This window comes from Actinomadura formosensis, from assembly GCF_050948385.1.
Classification (GTDB): domain Bacteria; phylum Actinomycetota; class Actinomycetes; order Streptosporangiales; family Streptosporangiaceae; genus Spirillospora; species Spirillospora formosensis.
In genome coordinates this window covers 494,411-514,573 of record NZ_CP192011.1, presented here as the reverse complement: position 1 = coordinate 514,573, position 20,163 = coordinate 494,411, and the positions used below count along the sequence as shown (strand labels likewise).

At 68.1% G+C, this 20,163-nt stretch carries 15 protein-coding genes and 4 pseudogenes; 5 read left to right on the top strand and 14 right to left on the bottom strand.

Annotated elements, in window-relative coordinates; translation table 11 throughout:
• Positions 1–10: 10 nt before the first annotated feature.
• The 9 genes and pseudogenes from ACQP1N_RS02455 to ACQP1N_RS02415 form a co-directional block, all read right to left on the bottom strand.
• The gene (locus tag ACQP1N_RS02455; protein WP_433228843.1) at positions 11–1,024 is read right to left on the bottom strand and encodes a thiopeptide-type bacteriocin biosynthesis protein; all 1,014 of its coding nucleotides are present in this window, start codon (positions 1,022–1,024) and stop codon (positions 11–13) included.
• Positions 1,006–2,175, bottom strand: coding sequence for a lanthionine synthetase C family protein (locus ACQP1N_RS02450; RefSeq protein WP_433228842.1), 1,170 nt, complete (start codon positions 2,173–2,175; stop codon positions 1,006–1,008). Before ACQP1N_RS02450 ends, ACQP1N_RS02455 begins: the two co-directional genes overlap by 19 nt.
• Positions 2,172–5,279, bottom strand: a complete 3,108-nt coding sequence (locus ACQP1N_RS02445) for a lantibiotic dehydratase (protein WP_433228840.1) — start codon at positions 5,277–5,279, stop codon at positions 2,172–2,174. Before ACQP1N_RS02445 ends, ACQP1N_RS02450 begins: the two co-directional genes overlap by 4 nt.
• An 82-nt stretch (positions 5,280–5,361) precedes the next feature.
• Positions 5,362–5,559, bottom strand: a complete 198-nt coding sequence (locus tag ACQP1N_RS02440; protein ID WP_433228839.1) for an FxLD family lanthipeptide — start codon at positions 5,557–5,559, stop codon at positions 5,362–5,364.
• A 63-nt stretch (positions 5,560–5,622) separates the two neighbouring features.
• The gene (fxlM, locus tag ACQP1N_RS02435; RefSeq protein WP_433228838.1) at positions 5,623–6,867 is read right to left on the bottom strand and encodes a methyltransferase, FxLD system; all 1,245 of its coding nucleotides are present in this window, start codon (positions 6,865–6,867) and stop codon (positions 5,623–5,625) included.
• A 259-nt stretch (positions 6,868–7,126) separates the two neighbouring features.
• On the bottom strand, positions 7,127–7,885 hold the full coding sequence (locus tag ACQP1N_RS02430; protein ID WP_433228837.1) for a DUF6879 family protein: 759 nt from the start codon (positions 7,883–7,885) through the stop codon (positions 7,127–7,129).
• A 75-nt stretch (positions 7,886–7,960) separates the two neighbouring features.
• Positions 7,961–8,836 carry a helix-turn-helix domain-containing protein gene (locus ACQP1N_RS02425; RefSeq protein WP_433228836.1) on the bottom strand — a complete coding sequence of 292 codons (876 nt, stop codon included), beginning with the start codon at positions 8,834–8,836 and terminating at the stop codon, positions 7,961–7,963.
• Positions 8,837–8,948: 112 nt separating this feature from the next.
• Positions 8,949–9,776, bottom strand: a complete 828-nt coding sequence (locus ACQP1N_RS02420; RefSeq protein WP_433228834.1) for a hypothetical protein — start codon at positions 9,774–9,776, stop codon at positions 8,949–8,951.
• Between the two features lie 510 nt (positions 9,777–10,286).
• Positions 10,287–11,059: pseudogene (locus ACQP1N_RS02415) on the bottom strand (transposase family protein).
• A 167-nt stretch (positions 11,060–11,226) separates the two neighbouring features.
• Here ACQP1N_RS02415 and ACQP1N_RS02410 point away from each other — a divergent pair.
• Positions 11,227–11,292: pseudogene (locus ACQP1N_RS02410) on the top strand (hypothetical protein); the annotation flags it as partial.
• 23 nt (positions 11,293–11,315) lie between these two features.
• Here the strand turns inward: ACQP1N_RS02410 and ACQP1N_RS02405 are convergent.
• Positions 11,316–11,531 (bottom strand): annotated as a pseudogene (locus ACQP1N_RS02405) (hypothetical protein); the annotation flags it as partial.
• 168 nt (positions 11,532–11,699) lie between these two features.
• On the opposite strand from ACQP1N_RS02405, the gene ACQP1N_RS02400 reads away from it, so the two are divergent.
• Together ACQP1N_RS02400 and ACQP1N_RS02395 are read left to right on the top strand one after the other, a co-directional pair.
• Positions 11,700–12,710: a DUF1259 domain-containing protein gene (locus ACQP1N_RS02400; protein ID WP_433228833.1), complete on the top strand. Its 1,011-nt coding sequence runs from the start codon at positions 11,700–11,702 to the stop codon at positions 12,708–12,710.
• 15 nt (positions 12,711–12,725) lie between these two features.
• A pseudogene (locus ACQP1N_RS02395) lies at positions 12,726–12,920 on the top strand (Ig-like domain-containing protein); the annotation flags it as partial.
• Positions 12,921–12,964: 44 nt separating this feature from the next.
• On the opposite strand, the gene ACQP1N_RS02390 reads toward ACQP1N_RS02395, so the two are convergent.
• Complete coding sequence (locus ACQP1N_RS02390) at positions 12,965–13,123, bottom strand: hypothetical protein (protein WP_433228831.1); 159 nt, start codon at positions 13,121–13,123, stop codon at positions 12,965–12,967.
• A gap of 469 nt (positions 13,124–13,592) precedes the next feature.
• On the opposite strand from ACQP1N_RS02390, the gene ACQP1N_RS02385 reads away from it, so the two are divergent.
• Positions 13,593–13,937 carry an NUDIX domain-containing protein gene (locus tag ACQP1N_RS02385; protein WP_433228830.1) on the top strand — a complete coding sequence of 115 codons (345 nt, stop codon included), beginning with the start codon at positions 13,593–13,595 and terminating at the stop codon, positions 13,935–13,937.
• A 277-nt stretch (positions 13,938–14,214) separates the two neighbouring features.
• On the opposite strand, the gene ACQP1N_RS02380 is transcribed toward ACQP1N_RS02385, so the two are convergent.
• Together ACQP1N_RS02380 and ACQP1N_RS02375 are read right to left on the bottom strand one after the other, a co-directional pair.
• On the bottom strand, positions 14,215–14,892 hold the full coding sequence (locus tag ACQP1N_RS02380) for a response regulator transcription factor (RefSeq protein WP_067793430.1): 678 nt from the start codon (positions 14,890–14,892) through the stop codon (positions 14,215–14,217).
• 64 nt (positions 14,893–14,956) lie between these two features.
• On the bottom strand, positions 14,957–16,282 hold the full coding sequence (locus ACQP1N_RS02375) for a sensor histidine kinase (RefSeq protein ID WP_433228829.1): 1,326 nt from the start codon (positions 16,280–16,282) through the stop codon (positions 14,957–14,959).
• Between the two features lie 234 nt (positions 16,283–16,516).
• On the opposite strand from ACQP1N_RS02375, the gene ACQP1N_RS02370 reads away from it, so the two are divergent.
• Complete coding sequence (locus ACQP1N_RS02370) at positions 16,517–18,685, top strand: MMPL family transporter (RefSeq protein WP_433228827.1); 2,169 nt, start codon at positions 16,517–16,519, stop codon at positions 18,683–18,685.
• A gap of 148 nt (positions 18,686–18,833) precedes the next feature.
• On the opposite strand, the gene ACQP1N_RS02365 is transcribed toward ACQP1N_RS02370, so the two are convergent.
• A complete protein-coding gene (locus tag ACQP1N_RS02365; protein ID WP_242608662.1) occupies positions 18,834–20,051 on the bottom strand; it encodes a serine hydrolase domain-containing protein in 1,218 nt (405 codons plus the stop codon).
• Between the last annotated feature and the right edge of the window lie 112 nt (positions 20,052–20,163).

Sequence of the window (20,163 nt, the reverse complement as noted above, 5' to 3'; positions counted from 1 at the left end):
GAGTTCCGTCTCAGGGCGAACCGCCGCCAGGCGGGGACAAGAATGCTGCGGTGGCAGCGCGCGCGAGTATGCCTTGGGTTGTCGCTGAAAGGCCGAGCCGGTTCCAGTGGAAGATCACCACGTGCGTGAGGACTGCTCTCAGCCCCCGATCGAGCCGGCCCGTGGCGGCAGCGGCGGCGAGTAGTCGGCCTGAGGCGCGGAAGGCGTCTCGCCAAACGGTTGCGTATTCGGCTGCATCGTTCAGGGCTGGCAGAGGGTCGGTGGGTTGGGCGGCGGCGTAGATGAGCGCGCGGACGCTGTCACACAGGTTGTCGACGGCGTCGGGGGCGATGGGCTCCTGTGGAGATGGGCGCAAGCGTGCGACTCGGTGGAAGACATCGCCGTTCTCGAACCAGTCGAGTCCCGCACCTTGTAGCAGAGCGTAGAGAAGGATGATCGACAGTTCTCGGCGGCCGACGGCTGGGGACTCGTGACGCGCGTAATCCAGGACGCCTCGGCTGTCGGCGCAGAAGAGGTCATGGACGATCCACATCGCCGTGGAACCGCCGAACGCCGCGTACTCCGGTTCGTAAACCGACGTCCGCCAGCCTTTGATCAACTTGGCTTCGGCGAGGTCGGTGAGCGCCTTGGCGATCTGCTCGTGGGCGTCGGCGTACAGATGCTCCGGCGTGACTGTCCTACGTAGGCGCAGCCGCCAACAGGGGTGCTTACGCAGGAACCACCAGCCGTCGATGACGCCCTGGCGTTGGAGTGCGTCCAGACGCGGTCCGAGTCGAGCGGCCGCGATGCTCTCGGCCTGCTCCCAGTCGGGGAACTCGACGAGGACCTGGCACCAGCGTTGCTCGGCGCGGCGCTCCAGGGCCGCGTATCCCGCCGCCATGTACACCTGGACGGCTTCGGAGAGGTCGGCCGAGTCCAGATTGTGGCCGGTGGCGGCAGCGTGGAGGTCCGTGCCAGCCAGAACGGCGAGCGTTCCGGACGCAAGTTCGGAGGGTTCGGCTTCGGTTAGGTGATCAGCAGGCATCTGTCCCATCCAGTGTGGGGCGGCGCGCCGCTTCGTGCGGTGTCCAGTACCAGCTCTACGCCGGCGCGTCCGGTCAGTAATCCGTGGTCAAGACGGTCCTGGGGAGCGGCATCGCAGGTGAGCGCTGTGGCCAGGGCGGGGAGTCGCTGGAGTAGGGCTGGGGCGCTGCTGTCGTGAGCGGCGCGGTAGACGGTCTGGTAGAGCCCGGCCAGGCCGTGGCAAATCCCCGGTTCGGTGATTCGGGCTAGGTTGCGGTCAGCCAGGGACGCCAACAGTGCATGTTCGGCGGTTCGCTGACGTGCGGTGTCGCCGGTGGCGATGGCGGCTAATTGAAGCGCGCGCGTGATCCCGGTGCTGCCGTAACACCACGACGGCCGCCCAGGTGCCTGCTGGGCGGGGTGGCCTGCGCGGAGTTCGGCGCGCGTGATCCACTGCGGCCACCACGGGCCGTCGGAGGTGTCCTGCTGCCAGTGGTCGAACCAGTTCGCCAGCTGGTGGATCGCTTCGTAGTGCTGGTCGACGACGTGACCGCGGCGTGCGGCCAGGGCCAGGAAAGCCAGGATGCCGGCGGCCCCGTGCGCCATGCCGAAGTTGGCGTGGCCACCGGGCGTCGGCAAGGTCGGGTCAGGGTCCTGTGATACCCACCACCCCGGCAGTTCGGCCCCGGCGCATCGCCGGGGCCGGGTAAGCCGTACCAGGTAGCCGAGCACTTCGGCGAGGACTTCGCTGCCGGGCCGGCGCACCAACAGCAGGGCGCCAATGCCGACCAGGCCGTGGAAGAGGTCGTACTCGGAGAAGCAGGCATCGTCGCCGGCGTCGATCCTTTGCACGGCAGCGGCCACGCGTCGGTGCGCCAGGCGCGTCACGTGACCGTCCAGGACGGCGAGAGGTTCGGCGTACCGTTGCCGACCGTCGGCGCCGGCGATGCCGAGCAGGAATGCAAGTGCTGGGGCTCCGAAATACAAGCTCGCATGATCGCCTCCGTCAACGGGGCCACTGGCCGTGTGTTGGATCCGGCGGTGCACGTCGCCCCAGCTGCTGCGGCCGGTCAGTGCGCGTTCGACGTGGAGGATCGCGATACCGGCTGTTCCGGTGGCCAGGGATTGATGCTGCGCCTGGTCGGTGGCGAGTGTGATCGGTGGTGACGTCACGGAGCGCCGTCCGGGGCTTGGGCGGTGGCCAAGTTGCGGAGTGCTACCGCGCGCGCCAACCGGCCTGTAGTCGCCTCGTGGACGGGGTCGAGACCGAGTGCCCGGACATGGTGCTCATGCAGCAACGTCTTCATCGGCTCTACGGGATCACGCTGACTCTTGAGGAGGCTGTAGTAGGCCGCTGCAGCGCGCGACCGGGCCTGCCAGGCGGAGGCGACTGCGTCACCGCCGGGTAGCGCGCGCACAGCGGCGACCCCGTTCACCGCGTCGCCAAAGCGTAGTGCTTGATCGCGTGATCCGGGATCGAGAGGACCAGTGCCCTGCTTCAGGCAATGGGTCAGTGCGCGATAGCCGGACGGAGGGTCGGGCGCCAACGCCGCGGCAAGGTGAGCCATGGACCCCGCCGCGATCGCCTGCCCCGATATTCCACTGGAATCGGCCAGCTTGATCTGGGCGATGGCGGCGGCGGTATCGGCGGCGAACACGTTCTCGGCGGCCTCCATGGCCGGACCGTGCCCATATCGGCCAGGGTGCTCGGTGGCCCGGGTGAGCGTCAGGTGCCCGACCAGACCGCGTCCCCGGAGGTCGGCGGTGAAGGCCGCCAGCCGGGCGGCCACCGTCCCGTACTGGGAGGAATCGGCGAGCCGGAACAGCACCACCAGGTACTGGTCGGCTTCAAGACGGATCAGGTCTCTGTGTCGGCGGATCCACCAGCGCTGGACGGCCCCGCCGAGTTGTTCCGCGAAGACGGGAAGGTGGCGCGTGAGGATCGCGTCGAAGCGCGCTGGGTTGCCCACCAGGTGCGCACGCAAGAGTTCCGCGTCGCCCGGCTGATGGATGAGGCCGGGCGACGCCGTCACTGGAGTGGTTGGGGACGGGGAGACGGCGACCATGGGGATCACTAGCTCCGTCGGGCGACCTATCCAGCCGAGGGCGTCCGGCGGTGCGTCCTCACATAGTTCGATCTGTTCGGTCTGCTGCAGCCGGGTGCGGAGCAGGTGACGATCTAGCGGCCTGTTCAGGTCGAGGGGCAGGCGCAGTTCCCCTTGGCATGCCACGACGCGAGTCGGCACCCTCCATCGGGCGCACCATCTCCTCATCCCCGCCTCCCACTCCTCGCCGACGCCGGTCACCTGGCTGCGGGCGAGGAGCCAACGCGCCCCGGACAACATCGTGCGCCGATAGCGGATGCGCGGCACGTATGGCAACGTGCGGGCGGCCCCCAGATCCAACGGGCCGAAGACGGCGCTGCGAGCGTCTGCGACCTCGGCCAGGAACCGCGCCAACGGCGGGGTCTGCACGCTGGCGTCCAGCGCATGCGGGATGTGCGCGATCACACGCCGTCCCGTGGAGCGCTGCACCAGATACATCTGGTCAGCGTCGGCGGTGACGGCAAGGTCCGCCAGCCTGATCACGTGTTGGTCGGAAACTGTAGCGTCGGCGTGCTCGGAGAGCGGCAGCATGACCGTCCCTAGGTGTGGAGCGACACGGACGACGTTGTCGTTGTGAGGTCGGCGCGGCGGGAATGACAACAGGGCGACGATGGCATCGTCGTCGGTGTAACCCCCGGCGAGACACGCACGGTCGGACTCGTCCAGCAGGTGAGTGAACCTCCCGATCATGCTGGTGTGAGCGCGCGGCGCCGCCACCACTCGCAGTTCGAAATCACCGCGGTCGATCGCCTCCGCCGAGACGGCATGCAAGGCGACTCCGAGCTCGACACGTCGCGGGACGATCGCGTCGGCTTGGTCGCCCACCGCCAATGACTGGAGGTCGGCATCCGTCAACGCGATCTCCTCCGTGCCGGCCATGGCTGCCTCCTGGATCAGTGACAGCAGGACGGCGTCGCGTTCGGTCAGCGTCCGCCATGCGGGCCTGGCACGGGGTGCTCCCAAATACCCGTGCGGGTAGCCCAGCCCAGAGTCGGCGAGCAGCTCCGCCACGGGGACCAACGCGCCGAGGCCGTAGCGGGCACGGAATCGGGAGTGGTAGTCCATCCACGCTGCCGTACCGAACGGCTGCGCGGAGACTCTGAGGAGGACGTCGGCCGCGCGCTCGGCCTCCTCCAGAACGCAGGCGGGCAGGGTGATGCGGGCATCCAGCCGCAGGTCCGCTGCCAATACGTGGTCGATTCCGGGCCGAAGGGCGCGCATCCTGGCGGCGACCCCGGCTCGAAGCGAGGCCGTCTGGGATCCGCCGGTTGTGGTGTTGTGCTGCGAGATCTCCGCGCTGATGGCCGCAAGCTCATCCTGGAACGCGCTGATCTCATCGAGCTTCCGATCGCGGGCTCTCCGATTGCTTGAGCTTCCGATCGTTCGGAGCATCCGGACGAGATGTTCCAGTGGGTCCAGGGCCGTCGATGGAGGGCGCAAGCTGGTGATGAGGAATCCGCCGCCGACCAGGCCATGGAGCATCTGCTGAACTCGGTCGACGTCAACGGCCGAGAACCGGAGGGAAACTCGCTCAATCAAAGCGTCCAGTTCGATCGGCATAGCAGCCTGTTCTAGGGCGTACTTGATGGGCGTGGTCAGGCGTACCGATGCCTCTCGAAGGGGACCCGGCGAGCGTGACCCCAGCTCAGCGCGCCTGGAGACGATGAAGCGGCCGTCGCGGACAACGCCGGCGTTGTCGGTTACCACCGTCAGCTTGCCCAGTAGGGCCTGGTCCTGTTCGAGCTGCTCGACCAGGCCGGTGACCCACTCGGCGTCGGCACGGACGACCGGCTGGTGAGCGGCGCCGATCTTCGCTACCGACGGACCGATGTTTGCCGCGGTGATTCCGGCGAACAGTCCGAACGGGGTAGCGCGCCCCTCCCATCGCAGCATGTAGGACGCCAATGACATCACCGTCCGCCGAAGCCGGCGCTCAGAGACGCGGTCGGCGAGGACACGGTCGATCTCTGAGGTCAGCGCGGGGCTGGCCAGTTCCACCGCCTCGCGGACGTCGGCACGCGTCCAGACTCCCCCCAACCACGCCCGCCCTTCCCGGGAGAACGCCACGGGATCGGCCGGGTCAAGGTTGGGAGGCGGGGCGATGCCCTCCGGGCATGTCGTTGCGCGCACCAGCACCAACCCGGTGTGCCGGAAACGTCGGGGAGCGGCCATGGCACATCCCTTTCTGCGCCCCTTCGTCCTGCCGGGCGGTTACCCGCGCGATGGGCGCCGCCCGGCAGGACGGTCAGCTGTTTCAGGCCGGGTCGTTGGAACTGGTGCTGCAGGCGCTGGTGCTACACGTACTGCCGCAGCCGTCGCTGGTGGAGCACATCATGGTCACCAGCGGAGTGGTGGTCTCCACCACACGCATGTCCAGCACGAACTCGTCCTCGCTGATGGCGGCCGGAGTGTCGAGCAGTTGAGCGGCGTCCAGGGTCAGATGTGGGGCCATCGGCTCCTCCTCATGTACGGGACGGACAAGGGTGTGTTGCTGCCCAGCTCCGGAGGCGGGTGCTCAGCCCGCCTGCGGCCAGGAGATCGAGACGGCGCCGTGGTGCTTGGTGAGCACAGCGGAGTGGCCGGAAGAAAGAGCGGGTTGGCTGCCGGTCGGCCAGAACTGGAATGCAGGCTCGCAGGAGCGGCCGTGGCGGTCCCACGCCTCAACCTGCTCGGTGAGCGCGGTGGCCGCGACCCGACCGTGGGACCCGTAGGCGGTCGCGCCGAACTCGACGCCGCCACCATTTAGAGCGGGCCGCACCGCCAGATAGGCGAAGGAGCCGTCGCGCACCACTCCGAACGGGAACCACGACTTGCCGAGCTGCGACGCCAGGTCGGTACCCGGAGCGGCACCGACCCGGCAGAAGCCCGGCAGAAAGGCCGCCAGCCACAGGTGCAGGTCGGCGAACGAGACACCGTTGGCGATGGTGACGCCGGACCACACCGAGACCGGCTCGGTCGCCAGGACGCCATCGAGCCCGGAGATCGGCTCGGGAGCTCCGGAGTCGAATTGCAGCTTGAGGTGCTTGCCGTGCCGGTCCGGCAGGAGGAACGTCCGCTCGGCGTGGGCGCCCTCGCCTCTCATCGGGACAAACCCGGCCAACTCGACATCGATGCTCGCCAGGTGGTCGCCATGGCGCTGGAAGGCGATGGTCCTGGTGACCCCATTCATTCGTAGCGGCACCACCAGGATGCCGGTGGCGGTGAGCTGATCGAGCCACGCCGGAAAAACGTCCCACGCGCCGACTGTGACCAGGATTCGATCAAACTGCTCGAAGCCGGAAATGGGGTGTTCGGCGTCGGCCTGCACGACCGTGACCCGCCCGCCGTATCCGGCCCTACCGAGCAGGTCACGGGCCCGCTCGGTGATCTCCCGGTCGATATCGACGCTGACGACATGCCCACTCGATCCGACGACTTCGGCCAGCAGCGCGGCGTTGTAGCCGCCCGACCCGATCTCCAGCACCGTCATGCCGGGTGCGATCGCGGCCATTTCGATCATGCGAGCCTGGATGTAGGTCGCGCTGACCGAGGAGATGTGCGCACCGTGCTCGTCGGTCTTGGTGATCACCGGGCTGTCGACGCTGTAGACGATCTCCAGGGAAGTGCCGACGGGGACGAACATCTCCCGTGGGACCGTGCGGAACGCCTTGTCCACGGCCGGTGAGACGATCTGGCGCTGGGCGCGCAGCGTGTCAGCCAGTTCGTGGCGCAGCCGTCTCGCTGGGCTGGAGTCGTCGGTCATGCCCGTCGCCTGGATCACGCGGTCCCCCCGGTTTGGTCGATGCCCACCGGGAAGCACGTCCGACACTGGCGGACGGGCCGGCTGACGTCACCGGCCGCGGGAAGGCAAGGAGACGCCTCACGAGGCCGATGCCGATGGGCGAACGGTCATGGCTGGCTCCCTTGAGTTAGGGAGTGGCTGCCTTGATGACCTTGACGGATCGGAGCCGTCCCCGGAAAGAGATTTGGCGCTCTTTGGCCCCTCACCGCAGAGTGAGGAGACCAAGACCCGCCCTCCGTCAGTCGGGGCTCGGGAGCTCGTACTGTTCGTGCGGGATCGCACGCTCCCACACCCGCTCGAACGCGGCGAGGCAGCGCGCCACCACGTCAGGATCGTTGCTGCTCTTCTCCTCGGGGATCTCGGTCCCGTCCCCGGAACAGAAGTTGAACATCACCAGTTTGTGGTCGAACAACCAGAAGTCCGCGCCGGGCAGCATCAGGTCCCACGCTCGATCACGCGGCAGCCAGCGCACGTCCTCTCCCGCCGCGACGTTCTGCGAGGTGAGCATGTGCTCCCAGCGGATGTAGTCCGACGGCGGCTCGGAGACCACGCGGGCGCGGCGGATCGTCACACCCCGCCCGACCGCGTCCTGGACGATCTTCTGCCAGTTCGCCATCTCGTACTGGCCCGAGCCGCCCGCCACGAAATCCCGGTAGGCCGGGTGGGAGGGGTCGTAGGTGTCGCGCATCTCCAGATGCAGCGCAGTGCGCTTGGCGACCTGGAGGACCTCGGTGCTGTCCGCCGGACCGTGCCCGAGCCGTCCCTGCTCGTACGTGCCGGCGGCGGCCTCGGCGATGATCGACGCCATGCGGGCCGGCAACCGGACCACGGCCTCATCGGAGTGCAGGTTCCCGTGCCGGGCGATCTCAGCGATCAGCAGCGGGTCGGTGATGAGCAGCCCCTGAAAGTAGAAGTCACCAGTATCGGGATCGACGTACACCGCGGGACACCGGCCCTCTGGCGAGTCAGGGTCTTCACCGACCAGATCGAACGCCACCACGGTCCTCCGTTCAGCTTCGAACAAGCGAGTCGAAAAAAGCTGTGGCCCTGCCGACCCTGACCCCGCCGCGGCTCAAGCGTCAAGCCGATGCCGGGCACCGGCGATGATTTGCCTGGCTTTCTCCCCATGGACGGCCAGACCGAAAAGCCGCTCCCAGGCCGCCACATAGTCAGCGACCTCCGCCGGCTGGGACACCGACAAGAAGCCCGACACCAACTCCACCGTGACCAACTCGGCATCGCTGATGACGAACGTGTGCTCCGGCCAGACCCGATGCCCGGCATGCGAACGCTCAGCGTCCAACGGGACGATTCCCAGCGACACCGAGGGTAGCCGCGTCGCAGCCAGCAGATACGACAGCTGCTCAGCGTGCGCCTCGGCGGAGACGACACGGTGATGAAGAACTTGCTCCTCCAGCAGGAACACGAACCGTGCGTCGGGACGCCGCAGCACCCGCTGCCGATCCATACGCTCGTCCAGCGCCGCAGCGACGTCGTCAACCTCAACGTGCTGCTCGACGCGGACGGACTCCAGCGCCGCAGCGGTGTACGCCCTGGTCTGCAGCAGTCCTGGAACGACATGCGTGCAGTAGGTGCGCATGAGTCTGACCCGCTCATAGCGATCTCGGACAGACTCCTGGGCACCCTTGAGCCCCCCGTGGTTGAGCTGCCGGTAGGTCAGCCACATCCGCTCAACGCTGGCCTGCTCGGCCAGCAGCTCGCGCATGCGCTGCTCGGAAGCCCCGCATATCCCACACCACAACCGGACATGCTCGGCCGACGCCGGACGGACGGCGCGCTCGATCTTCGAGATGTTCGTCGAGTCCCGCCACCCGGCCCGCCGCGCGAACTCCACACCGGAAATGCCCGCAGCCGTACGGAGCTCACGGAGCTGATCGGCCAGCCGCTGCCGGGCGGCCTGCGCGCTGGAGGAGGACGACGAGGGCATCGCCCCCATCCAAGCGCAGTTGCACCGCCCGCCTACAACTCAACAGGGAGACGGGTGCCTGCCGTTCGGACACTTCGCCGTTGGCAATGCGCCTGAACGGATATCTTCGTAATCAAGCAAGTGGTCGTAGCCAAACAGCATCGAAAGCTACACGTTCAGCTCCTCTGCGACATCCATGATCGTCGCCGAAAGATGCCGGTGACTGATTCATGCTCAATTCGTATGAGGTTCCGGTGCTGTCTGCGGTGATCTTTTCCTGGCTGAGTCGGAACCATTCCCCTCGATGCGCGGATTGATCGATTGTTTGATCAGATATATCTACCTGGTGCGCCAGATTGGGGACATCGGGTGCGTGTATCAGCACATCATACTTTCCTGCTTTGATGCCGCCGAAAATGAATCGGACGTAGGGAACCGCGCAGTCTTTGCCAATTGCTGTGGGTGCCCAGCCGAAGCGGCCGGCATAACCACCTGTGGAAAATCTGACTGACCCAATGACGTCTGCACCCTCATAGGCCCAGAACCGGATTTTTGCGGGCGGCCTGTTGTCGGCTTCGCTCGCTGTCGACGAGCGTGCACTGGCTATGTAACCCCGAATTTTTGGCGCAGTGCTCTTGCTGGGAGACGGGGTTCGACTTGGGTGTCGCTTTGGAGTGGAGGTGGACTGTGCCTTCTCGGGCGGAGATGGTTTGCTGCTGGATGATGACGTCGATGTTGTGGAACTATCGGGAGAATCGCCGCCGAATATCCTATCGCGTGCCTGAGGATACGCCACCACAACGGTGGTGAGAATAACGGTAGCTACTCCACTAAAGGCCAGGAATAGCTTGGACCGAGGTTTCATCTGGTCGCTGACCAGGTTGACGATCAACCCGGAGATGAATGTGACTAGTGAGGTCGCCAGTGCAACGGCAACTATCTCGGTCCAAGACTGATTCACGGCTTCACGATACGTGATCCTCGTCCATCTTGATGGCTCTTCATTCTTGACTAGCTCGGTCGTCGGCTCGTTCTCTGCCCTGTGTCCTGTATCGGCCATCCCGGGCGACTGGCTTGCTCTTGTATCTGGCTAAGCGGCGGCCTGGGCATACTTTGATGTTCGGATTCGAGGGACGATCCTATCGGATATGGGAATTCGGTTGCGGATAGACGTTGCTGGTTCGCCTCGTTCGCTCGACGGAGGATCAACTGCGCTTCGTTCGTGTCGCAGTGCGGCCCGGGGGTTAGGTCTTGGATGGCTTCGACCAGGGTCGTGATGGCTTGGCGTCCCCTGGTATGAGCTTTTTCGTACAGACTTGATAGTTCGCGGACTGATCTTGGAACACGGGGTAGATGGGTCGGGTATTTCTTTTGGTGGTTGAGGGTGCCGATTGCTGCGGCGTCGTTGATGGCGGCGTGGTGGTGAGCGGCAAGGTGATTGCAGGCTTCGATGGCCTTGAGTGACCCTTTTTCATCCTCGGGTGAGCTCGTAGTTCTGTAGGACGGCGATGGCCTTGACCAGGTGGCCGGCCTTGCTGGGACTGCAGCGGAGCTTGCGGAGGATTCGCCATGATTTGAGCTGGGCGTTCGCGCGTTCGCCGGGGCCGCGGAGCTTGGCGTGCGCCCGGTTCGCCTGCTTCTGCGACTCGGGCTTGTCCTTGCCCTTGTAGGGCGTGATGACGATCGAGGCCTCGGCTCCTTGGTAGGCCTTGTCGGCCAGGGTGAGGATTCCCGCCTTCTCCAGTGCGCGCGGGATGCCCCGGACGCGGGCGGCGGTCAGGTCGTGGATCTTGCCGGGCATCGCCCCCGAGGTCCACAGGATCGTCCCGTCCGGGCCGGCGATCACCTGCACGTTCATCCCGTGCACCCGATGCTTGCCGGAGAAGTGGGGGCGGTCGGCCTTCACCCGGTCGGTGTGGATCAGCGTGCCGTCCAGAACCAGGTGCGTCAGCCCGTCGGTCCCGGCCTTGCGCAACGCGGCCCACAGCTTGGGGAACGCGCCGACAACAGCGCGACGATCTCCTCGACGTAGCGCCAGGCAGTGGCGACCGATACGCCGAAACCCGCGGCGGCCTCGGCGAATGTCTCGCCCTTGCGCAGGTGCACCAGCACCAGGAGAGCCTGCTGGCCGGGGTTCAGCAGCCGCCACCGCGACCTGATCGCCCGGCGATGGCGGCGTACGATCCCGGCCACGTAGTTCAGCGTCGGACGCGACAAATCCACAGCGGCACGGTAAAACAGCATGCAGAAGCTCCTGGTGGACGGTGTGGGTTGTGGTGATCAACCCGTCTACCAGGGGCTTCTCTGCATCCGCAGGGAATCCATCAACTCGCGATCATGCTGTGATCAACCAGCCCGCCCGAGGATGAAAAAGGGTCAGGGACAGCAAGGCCCCTGACACCGGCCACCTCACCCTCACATCCCACGCCTTCGCTGCACTCATCCACCGCGCCAAGCAGAACAAACTCAACCTCTGAGTGCGTGTCTGAGGAGGGTCTCGTTATAGGTATGCGAGGGGCGTAGGGCTTGGCGGACGGCGGGCTGTCCCACCCCGGGCCAGGCGGCGGGTCATGAGGCCGATGGCGGCCCATCGGATCATGGCTTCGCTGGTGGCGGGGTGGCGTTGGCAGTCGCGGGCCAGGCGCCGATGTGCGGTGAGCCAGGCCGGCGTCCGTTCGACCGCCCCCCTGCGGGGCAGCACGGCGAACCCCTTCTGGTCTGCGGGCTTGCGGACGATGCTCAGGTGCGGGAGTTGACCATGGGGCGCCCTGCTCCACAGGTCTCGCCCGGCGCCATTCCCCGGATCTGCACTTTTCGTGATCATTTCTCGCGTTCGCGCTTGCCCCGGCGAGGGCAGAGCTTGGAACGAACGGGGGGAAAATTCATGATCATCAATAGTTCATCGGAAACAACGCGGCGGGGGACGCTCGGCCGGTTCTGCGGAAGCGCCGCACTTGTCGCGGGCCTGGTCGCGTCCGGAATGGCGGGTACCGCAGGGGCCGCTCCGGCGGCGAGCGGTGACACGGCGGGTCCACGGGCCGAGGCACCGCAGGCCAGGCCCAAGAAGGATCGGCTTCCGGTCAAGGCGATCGAGAAGATCTTGCAGGCCGACGGCCACGTGAGCGAGAGCGGGGTCCTCGAGGTCGACATCGACCGCAAGGACCTCCACGTCAGCGGGGGCCACCCCCGGGTGAAGTTCAAGGACGGCTTCCAGATCCAGCACGAGCTGTTCTTCCAGTCGCTCGGGCATGGAAAGGCGATCCTCAACGGCGACCTGGCCCTGCGGCCCCGGGAGATCCAACCGGTCATCGACGGCTTCATCGCCCATGGGATCACCTTCCAGGCGCAGCACCAGCACCTGTACGACCTGCGGCCGATGGTGTGGTTCCTGCACTTCCGCGCGGTCGGGAACCCGGTCCGGCTGGCCGGCGCCGCCCGCGCCGTCATCGCCAAGACGTCCACGCCGCTGCCGCAGCACTCGCCACCGCACCCCAAGACCCCGCTTCCCGTCCGGAAGCTGGCGAAGGTCCTCGGCGGGGACGCCACGGTCGGGGAGAACGGGATCGTCACCGTGACCGTGCCGCGCACCGACAGGATCAGGCTCGGCGGCGTGCTCGTCGACCCGGACCTCGGGGTGTCCACCAGCGTCCAGTTCCAGCCGCTCCGGAAGGGCAAGGCGGCCGTGGTCCCCGACTTCTCGATGAAGTCCTCGGAGACGCAGCCGGTCATCTCGACCATGCGTCGCACACACTGGGAGGTGGGCTGCCTCTACAACCAGGAGACCGCCGAGATCCCGCAGCTGTACTTCTCGCACATGTACCGCGTCGGCGACCCTGTCGCCCTCGCGAAGCAGGTCCGCGAAGGGCTCAACCACACGGCCGCCAAGCGCGCCTGACGGGCAAGGTGAGGGATCCGCTCTGAGGCGGCCGACGGCCGGCGGCCCGACCCGCCGGCCGCCTCACCGCGAGCCGCCCGAGTCGATCAACCGGTCGCCCTGACCGCCGCGGTCACGTGCAGCGAGGGCACCCCCACCGGCACGGTCGAGTTCCGCGACGGCACCACCTTCCTGGGCGCCGTCCCACTGATCCTCGGCGCGGCCTACCTGGTCACCGCCTTCCGCACCACCGGTCGCCACACCATCACCGCCGTCTACAGCGCCGGGCGGACCCGCCCCGGGTCGATCGTCTTGACCGTGTACTTCACGCCCCCCGCCACAACGACCGGATCCTCCGCCAGAATCCGCTCGACCGCCGCACGATCGACGCCGCAGGCTAGCGAACTGGCCGCGCACTCCCCCATGCTCGTCACCGACCCGCCCCGACACGCTACTGGTCGAAACCGTTAATTCGTCGGGGATGGCGGGTTGGGCCAGGCCGTGGTGTCGCCGAGGTAGAGGCCGCAGGCGCAGTCGAGGGCTTCTTGTGGTGTTCCGGCCTGGTGACCGCTTGGAGCGCAAGCTCCTCACCCCCGGCGACTTCGAGGACTGGACGGACTCGCCGCCCAGATCCTGGCCCTCGAGAAGCATTACAACGCCGTGGCCCGGCCGTTCGACTGGCGCTTCAACCGCGCCGACCTCAACCGGCTCCCGGTACGTATCAGAAAGCACGACCGGCACGCACCCCAGCCGATATCCGCATGAGACCCGACGAATTAACGGTTTCGACCACTGGCTGGGCGATCCTTCGCGCCGGTCGCCTGGTGAATCGATAGGGCGGCCTGTGATGCTGGTGGGTTTCAAGTTGCCAGCTGTTCACTTGATTCGCCGGAGGGTTTGGTTATGTCCTCGGTCGTTGAAGGGCCCCGCGGCGTGGTCCGGAATCTTGTCACAGGAGTCAGCCCCTTCGACGAGCGGGAAGCCGCTGATCGACAGTGGATGCTGGACTGGATCCAATCAGGTGCTCCACTGTTTCGGACCGAGAAGCCCGCCAACCCGCCGGAGCATCTAGCGGTGTACGCGGCACTGGTGGATGAGGACTCCCGCTCGGTGATGCTCGTCGACCACGTAAAGGCGAAGGCGTGGTTGATGCCTGGTGGTCATGTGGACCCGAATGAGGATCCTCGGCAGACGATCGTGCGTGAACTCGATGAGGAACTGCGCATCGCCCCGTCGTTCATCCGCTGACCGGTAGCGCTCCACTGTTTCTTACCGTGCCCCAGACGCGGGGTGCCCACTCGCACACCGATGTCACGGTGTGGTTCGTCTGGCGCGGTTCGTCGCCAAGCTCTCTCAGACGCTGGACCGGGTCACCGCGAGTTAGCAGGTGCGCGGTCGGCGAAGGCGTCGATCTCGGCTTCATTGGGCAGCGGATCCCCGAAGGGACGGCTGCACCACCGGCTACCTGCTGCGCACGCGAACCGCAATATCTCCCGCCGGGGGCTGGTGTTCCTCTTGTCGTTTTTCAGTGACCGACGTCGTGGTCGCCGATTTCGACGAGTCCGCTCTCGTACGCGAAGATCACGATCTGGGCGCGGTCGCGCAGGCCGAGCTTGGCGAGGATGCCCGACACGTGCGACTTGACGGTGGCGGCCCCGATGAAGAGCTCCGTGGCGATCTCGGAGTTGCTGGACCCCCGTGCGATGGCGGCCATCACCTCGCGTTCCCGGTCGGTGAGGCGCTCCAGGCGGCGCGCGAGGGTGTCGTTGACGGAGCGGTGCTCGGCGAACCGGCTGACGAGCCGCCGGGTGATCGACGGTGCCAGCAGCGCGCCGCCGTCGGCCACGGTGCGGACGGCACCGGCGAGCTGGTCGGCGGGAATGTCCTTGAGCACGAAGCCGCTGGCACCGGTGCGCAATGCCTTGTAGACGTACTCGTCCGGGTCGAACGTGGTAAGGATCAAGACCCGGACGTCCCAGTCGGATTCGGCCAGGATCCGGGACGTCGCCTCCAGGCCGTCCATGTCGGGCATCCGGATGTCCATGAGCATCACGTCGGGGCGATGCCGCCGCGCCGCCTCGATCGCCTCCAGCCCGGTCCCGGCCTCGGCGACGACCTCGATGTCGTCGTGGACCCGCAGGATCATGGCGAAACCCCCGCGGACCAGTGCCTGATCGTCGACCACGACGACACGGATGGTCACGCCGCCCCCTCCTCGCCCGGCGGTTCGTCAGCGCGGGCGCGAGGCCCGGCGGCCCGTCGCCGGCTCACGTCGGCCCGCCCGCGGCGGGCAGGTGGGCGACGACCTGGAACCCGCCCCCTGGGCGCGGCCGGGTGTCCACGGTCCCGCCCAACAGTAGCGCCCGTTCCCGCATCCCCACGAGGCCGTGACCGCCCGCTCCGCCCCGGACGGCGTCCGATCCCGCCATGACGGCGGTGCCGTGACCGTCGTCGAGCACCTCGATCACGATCTCGCTCCTGTCGGTACCGAGCCGGACCTCGGTACGGGCACCGGGACCGGCGTGCTTGAGGACGTTCGTGAGCGCCTCCTGGACGATGCGGTAGGCGAACAGGTCCACGCGCGCCGGAAGCGTGTCGGGCACCCCGTCCATCGCCAGCGCGACCTCCACGCCCGCCTCGCGGATCTGCTCGACGAGCCTGGGTAGATCCGCGAGGCCGGGTTGAGGGCCGAGTTCGTCAAGGTCGGTCTCCGGACGAAGGACCCCGAGCAGGTGGCGCAGCTCGTCCAGCGCCTGGCGCCCCGCCTGCTCCACCGCTCCCATCGCCTGCAGCGCACCGTCCAGGTCCTGCGCGGCCACGGCCTTGGCCGCGCCCGCCTGGATCGTCATGAGGCTCACCCGGTGGGCGACCACGTCGTGCAGCTCCCGGGCGATGCGGGTGCGCTCCTCGGCCAGGATCCGGCGGGCCTCCGCGGCCTGTTCGCGCAGCCGCTGGGCGGTGCGCTCCTTGCGCAGCCGGAAGCGGCGCCCGACGTACCACACCCCGAAGGCGAAGAGGCTGCCGAAGGTGGCGTGCACCTCCCACGAGACCGGATCATCGAGGCAGTCGAGCTGGACCAGGGCGATGGCCGCGGCGATGCCCACCGGGCCCCACCGCTGCACGGTCTCGTACCGCCCCACGCTGTACAGGGCGATGAACGCCACGAGCCCGCCCTGGTCCTCGTGGCGGACGACCATCACAGCCCAGGCGGCCAGGCCGACGCCGAGCACGATCAGGGGCGCGCGCCTGCGCCAGCACAGTCCCGCGGCGGCCACCACCGAGACCGGCAGGAAGACGAGCGAGATGTCGCCAGGGGGACGGATGAGAAGCGAATCACCGGGACCGTCCACCACGAACACCGTGACGAAGAGGGCGGCGAGCGCGAGGACGGCGTCCGCGGAGCGGGGCCAGCGGGTGAAGGGGTTCCAGCCCGTCCCCTGAGCGTTCCCGGGCGACGTGCGGGACGGCGCCGCCAGGCGGTTCACCGTCGCTCCCCCGGTGAATCGCCGCCCCACGGGGGACTGGCGCTCCGCGGTGATCCGGCGCTCTCCGGTGATCCACGCGATGAGGCGTCGCGGCTCGTCGGCTGGCACGGACTCACCGTAGATCAGGCCGGACCCGGGGTCATCCGCCCGCGGGCGGATGACCGTCTCCGCCGCGCGGCGGGCGAGCGTGCGCCGGCGGCCCCGCACGGACCCGCCCGGCGAGGGACGACGGAACCGGTCCGCGGGCGGGCGACTTCGCCGGTCCCGGCGAGGACCGTTGAGCACGAGGCGTCGGCTTACGGCGCCCCGACATCCGAACCAGAGCACCGGGAGAGCACAGCCGTGCATCGTCTTGTCCGCCGTATCGGCGCCGTCAGCGCCCGCAGACCCTGGACCGCCATCGGGGCGTGGCTGATCGCCGCGGCCATCGTCATCGGGTTCGCGGGCGCCTCCGGCGGCGCGTTCGTCGACGACTTCATCGCCCCCGGCAGCCAGAGCGAGCGAGCGATGGACCTGCTGGAGAAGCGCTTCCCCGAAGCGGCCGGCGGCAGCGCGAGGGCGGTGTTCGCCGTACCCCGCGGACAGCGGCTGGAGGACCACCGGCCCGCCATCGACGCCGCGGTCGCGCGGATCACCCGCGTGGAGCACGTGGCCGGGGTCGCCGATCCGTTCACCGCGGGCACGGTGTCGCCCGACGGGCGCATCGGTTTCGCCGAGATCACCTTCGACCGTCCGGCCGCCGGGCTCGGCCCGAAGCCGATCGCCGAGATCACCGACCTGCTCCGTCCCGCCCGGACGGCGGGCGTCACGGCCGAACTCGGCGGCGACGCGGCCTTCATCAACGCCGAGCCGGTGACGTCGGCGGCGGACGCCGCCGGCCTGGTGGCCGCGCTCGTCGTGCTGCTCGTCGCGTTCGGGACGGTCGTGGCCGCGCTGGTCCCGATCACGCTCGCCCTGGTGACGGTCGCCGCGGGCCTCGGCGGTATCGCGCTGCTGGCCGGCGTGTCGGACGTCTCCAGCGCCGCGCCGACCATCGGCGCCGTGATCGGTCTCGGGGTCGGCATCGACTACGCCCTGTTCATCATGTCCCGCTACCAGGAGAACCGCGCCACCGGCCAGGACAACTCCACCGCACTGGCCAACGCCATGGGATCAGCGGGCTCCGCCGTCCTGTTCGCCGGCGGCACCGTCGTCGTGGCGATGGCCGCCCTCCTGCTGACCGGGCTGGGCTTCCTGATCTCGGTAGGGCTCAGCGTCTCGCTGGTCGTGCTGTTCGCCGTGGGCACCGCCCTCACCCTGCTGCCGGCCCTGCTGTCGCTGCTCGGCGATCGCATCGACCGCGGACGGCTCGTGCGCCGGCGGCGCCCCGTCAAGCAGGCCGGGGACACGGTGTGGTGGCGCTTCGCCCACCGCGTCTCCGGCCGGCCGTGGCCGTACCTGATCGCGGCGTCCGCGGTGCTGGTCGTGCTGGCGGTCCCGGCGCTGTCGATGCGAACGGGATTCCCCGACGCCGGCGACGACTCGCCGAGCACCACGCACCGCCGCGCCTACGATCTGCTGGCCGAGGGCTTCGGCCCGGGCTTCAACGCACCACTGCTCCTCGTCGTCGATCTGCGCGCCCCCGGTGTGAACGCCCAGGACATCCCCACGCTGTCGCAGCGCATCGCCGGCGACCCCGGCATCGCCGCGGTCGGGAGGCCGCAGGCGTCCCCGGCGGGGGACACGGTCGTGCTGCCCGCCGTCCCCACCACCGCGCCGGCGGATCCCCAGACCTCCGAGACCCTCGGACGCGTCCGCGGCCTCGCCCCCGCCAACGTCTCGGTGTCCGGCCTGACCGCCATGACCGACGACCTCACCAGGCAGCTCTCCGACACCCTGCCGACCTTCGTCACGGCGATCCTGATCGCGTCGTTCCTGCTGCTCATGGTGGTGTTCCGGTCCATCGCGGTACCGCTGAAGGCCGCCGGGATGAACCTGCTGTCGATCGGTGCCGCGTACGGCGTCGTGGTCGCCGTGTTCCAGTGGGGGTGGCTGAAGGACCTGTTCGGCCTGGACGGGACGTACCTGATCGCCTCCCCGCTGCCCACGATCTTCTTCGCGATCCTCTTCGGGCTGTCCATGGACTATGAGGTGTTCCTGCTCTCCCGCATCCGCGAGGAGTACGAGGCCACGGGCGACACCGCCGAGTCGGTGGCTCGCGGCATGGCGGGCAGCGGCCGCGTGATCACCTCTGCCGCGCTGATCATGACGGTGGTGTTCCTCAGTCTCGTCGCCAACGCCTCGCCGCTCGTCAGAATGCTGGGCCTGGGGCTGACCACGGCGATCGTCCTCGACGCGACGATCGTACGAATGGTGCTGGTCCCGGCGGCCATGGCCCTGATGGGCCGGATGAACTGGTGGCTCCCACGCTGGCTCGACCACCGGCTGCCTCACCTGAGCATCGAGCAAGCCGACGGCGTCCCGCACAATCCGCGGCCGGTATCCGCCGTAACCACGAATGGCCGCACCTGACCCGTCCAAGCGCGCCGGCCGCTTCGGCCTCACCGTCACGGCAGAAGCGGAGGCGGGGCTCTGATCCTTGGACACCGGCACAGCGATCCCGCCCGCGGCTGCGACCACTTCCAATCGTCCAGCGGAGACGTTCACCTGGTCATCGCGGCTACGGAGTTTGCGGCGACCGAGGGGGCGGGCGGTGGGGGCAGTACTCGGCGGTCACGGCCTGGGCGGTGAGCTGGACCTGGTTGACGGCGTCGGTGGTGAAGACGAACGACATCGTGTGCCGTCCGTCGCGCGTGCCGCCCGTCCAGGTCTCCCAGCCGTCCAGGGTTCCGCCGTTGCCGTACACCTTCACGCCGCAGGGCGGTGTGGCGATGACCGTCCCGAGGCCGTAGCGGAACATGTCGCTGCCGGGATAGGGCTGCGACCCCGGGACGGGACGGAGCATCGCGCGCAGCAGCCGTCCGGGCAGCAACCGTCCGGCCAGCAAGGCGGAGTCGAACCGGTTGAGATCGCCGGCCGTGGAGATCATGTCGCCTGAGGCGCGGGCGAAGGTGGTGTTGACCTCGGTGGTGTCCTTAAGCCGCGCCGGGTCGCCGTTCGCCGGTGTGTACGCGCTCAGGTGCGGGCCGCGGATCCGCGGGTTCGTGCCGGGAAAGTAGGTGCCGCGCAGGTGGAGCGGCCGGATGATCCGCTTCGTGATCTCGTGCACGTACGTCCGGCCGGTGACGCTTTCGATGATCATGCCGAGCAGCGCGTAGTCGGTGTCGGAGTACCGCCAGGAGGTGCCGGGCGGAAAGTCGGGTGGGTACTCCAGGCCCGCCTCGGCCAGTTCCCGCAGCGTGAAGTCGTGCCGTGGGTCTGTTACGGCGATCTCCTCGATGCGGGGGTTGCGCGTGTAGTCGGCGATCCCGCTGGTGTGGTTGAGCAGCATGCGCACCGTGATCTTGTCGCCCCGGTACCCGTTGCCCTGGACGACACCGGGGATCACCTGATCGACGGTGTCGTCGAGGCGCAGCCGCCGCTCGGCGACGAGCTGGAGGATCACGGTCGACACGAACGTCTTGGTGATGCTGCCGACCCGGAATCTCATGTCCGCCCGTGGTGGCCGCCGGGTCGTGAGGTCGGCGACTCCGCTGGACAGGTTCAGGACGCGGCGAGGCGTGCGCGATTGGGCGAGCGCCCCCGGAGCGCCCTGCCGTACGGCCTCGTCCAGGACGCCTTGGAGGGCCTTCCCCGCCCTGTCGCCACCGGCCTCGCGCGCCCGTTGCGCGGCCGTCGCCGTGCCTCCGGCGATGTTCACCCCGGCGGCGAGAACCACGACCGCGAAGGCGGCACCCCAGGCCGCCGGACCACCCATGAGCGCTTTCCTGATCAACATACCGTCACTCTAGGTGAGCGTCTGGTAGCAATATGTCTTCAAAACGAGAAGGGAGAGTAATCCGGGTGGACACCGACCTGCCGAGGACCGGGCAAGGACGGCAAGTGAGGGA